The organism is Tenacibaculum xiamenense, from assembly GCF_964513065.1.
Lineage (GTDB): Bacteria > Bacteroidota > Bacteroidia > Flavobacteriales > Flavobacteriaceae > Polaribacter > Polaribacter xiamenense.
Genome location: NZ_CAZEQU010000032.1, coordinates 1 through 2,954 on the forward strand (window position 1 = coordinate 1; position 2,954 = coordinate 2,954).

Genomic DNA, 2,954 nt, shown 5'->3' on the forward strand with positions numbered 1-2,954 from the left:
TCATGGGGCATATGGTATTGTAGTAGGAAAGTGTAGTGATAAGAATTATTCTATTTTTGGCTCACTTTTTTCGGGACGATTACAAGGTTCTATAGGAGCATCAGATTCTTTAGGGTTATTTATAAATACCTTACCAGTTTATATAGAATTGGAAGGAGATGTTTTAAGCTATTTAACAAAAGTAAAGGAGAGGTTAGATGCTTTGTTACCTTATGAGCAAACTCCATTATCAGACATTCATGGCTGGAGTGATATATCCAATGATTTAGCCTTATTTAGTTCCTTGTTAAATTACCGACATTCTCAACCTGATTCTGATGACGTTAATGTTGCGGGTATTGAACATTTAGGCATGAAGTTAATTAGCGCTTATGAGCGTACGAATTACCCGTTTGATTTAAGTGTAGATGATTATGGTGTTGATTTTGAGCTAACGGCTCAGGTAAGTTCAGAAATAGGATCAGAACGTTTGATCGGTTATATGGAAGAGGTCTTAACATCACTATTAGCAGGAGTTAAAACAAAAGAACAAGTAGGAGACTTAAGTATATTACCTGAAGAAGAAAATATTAGACTGTTAGAAGAATTTAATTCCACAAGAGTTTCTTATCCGGAAGAAAAGACTTTGGTAGATCTATTTTCAGCCCAAGTTTTAGAAACACCAGACTTTATAGCAGTGGTTTATTCAGATGAATCATTGAGTTATTCAGAATTGGATAAACAATCAAATCAGTTGGCTCATTACTTACGAGAACAAGGAGTTAAACCCGATGATTTAGTAGGGCTTTGTTTGAGAAGAGGATTGGATATGATTGTGGGTATTTTAGGAATATTAAAATCAGGAGGAGCCTATGTTCCAATAGATCCAGATTATCCACAAGACCGAATCGATTATATAGTAGAAGACACCGGTATTGAATTACTTTTAACTAGTGGTGAAGGATGCTTTGTAAAAGAAGGAGTCTCATTACTAAATTTAGAAAGCGATAGAGAACTATTATCTACTTACTCATCAGGTGATTTAGAAAGAGTTTTAAGACCTGATCATTTGGCTTATGTTATTTACACATCAGGAAGTACAGGAAAACCTAAAGGAGTAATGGTTGAACACTTAGGAGTTGTTAACCTAATTGAAACTCAAAAAAAGGAATATGGTATAGATTCAGGGGATGTAGTATTACAATTTTCAAATTATGTTTTTGATGCTTCAGTAGAGCAATTATTCATTAGCTTATGTAGTGGAAGTGTTTTACAATTAATAGATAAAGAGGTGTTGTTAAATGGAGAGGAGTTTTCTAAATTCATAGAAAAGCAAGGTGTTACCCATCTAGATATAACACCTAGTATGTTACAAACACTACCCAAATATAATGGATTAACATCTTTAAAAAGAATTATAGTAGGGGGCGAAGTTTGTTCTAAAGAATTAATTCTTCAATGGATTGATGATGTTGATTTCTACAATGTTTACGGTTTAACAGAAACAACTGTAACTTCAACTGTATCGGATTGTATTAAGCACAAAGAAAATCAAGAAGTTTCCATCGGGAAGCCTATTGGTAATACAGAGATTTATATCACGGATTCAAATTTAAACTTGCAACCTTTAGGAGTTGTAGGGGAGTTATGTATTGGCGGATTAGGAGTTGCAAGAGGGTATTTAAACAGACCTGAATTAACAAAGGAGAGCTTTGTACCGAATCCATTTAAAGAAGGTGGACGTATTTATAAAACAGGAGATTTAGCACGCTGGCTACCGGATGGTACTATAGAATTTATAGGAAGGAAGGACAATCAAGTAAAAATACGAGGCCATCGAATTGAGTTAGGAGAGATAGAGAATGTGTTGTCTGATTTCTCAAAGGTTGTACAATGTTGTGTTGTAGCAAAAGAAGATGATTTAGGAAATAAGTATTTGGTAGGTTATGTTGTTTTATCAGAAGATTTAGACAGAGAAGAATTAAATGAATTTTTAAAGGAGCGTTTACCTAGTTATATGATTCCGAGTTTATGGGAGATTTTAGAGTCTATGCCTGTAACAAGTAATGGAAAACTGGATAGGAATTATTTAGAAAACTTAAAAGACACCTTTAAGTCATCACAAGAATATGTAGCTCCCAGAAATACAATAGAGGAATCTTTAGTATCGATTTGGGAAGATTTATTGGGAGTAGAACAAGTAGGGATTTATGACAACTTTTTTGAATTAGGTGGTCATAGTTTAAAAGTAGTAAAGTTAATTTCTTTACTACAAGAACAAGGATTAAATTTAAAGGTACAGGATGTATTTTTAGATCCACGAATAGCCTCTATATCAGATAGAGTTTCTGTTTTAGAGAAATCATATCAAGTACCTGAGAATGGTATTGTAGGACTTGTAGATCGTATCACACCTTCGATGGTTCCATTATTAGATTTTGATCAGAGTTCTATAGACAAAGTGGTATCATTAATACCAGGAGGAGTTTCTACTATAGAAGATATTTATCCTTTATCACCTTTACAAGAAGGGATTTATTTTCATCATTTGTTGAGTGATGAATCTCAAGGCGACCCATATGTTTTATCAAGTTTATTTTCTTTTGAAAGCTCTTCTAAACGAAAACGATTTATAGAAGCCTTAGATTTTATCGTACAACGCCATGATGTATTACGTACCTGTATTTTAAGTGTAGGTTTACCAACAGCAGTTCAGGTAGTTTTGAAAGAAGTAAAGATTCCAATAGAACACTTGAGTTTTGGATCAACTTCAGATATTTTATCAGAGTTGAGATTATTAAGTTCCCCGGGAAATCAGTGGATGGATGTATCACAAGGTCCTTTATTAGAACTTAAAACGGCAGATGATTTAGAAGCAAATACTTTTTATGTAATACTAAATCAACATCATTTGGTTTTAGATCATGTAGGTTTAGAGAAGGTAGTTTCAGAGATTTCGATGTATTTATCGGGTC

1 protein-coding gene is annotated in these 2,954 nt (G+C 33.5%); it reads left to right on the top strand.

Translation table 11 applies throughout. The annotated features are described in order from the left end of the window. Positions 1-2,954 (top strand): non-ribosomal peptide synthetase (locus ACKTTV_RS11170; protein ID WP_408030920.1); only part of this gene is annotated, 2,954 nt, incomplete at both ends.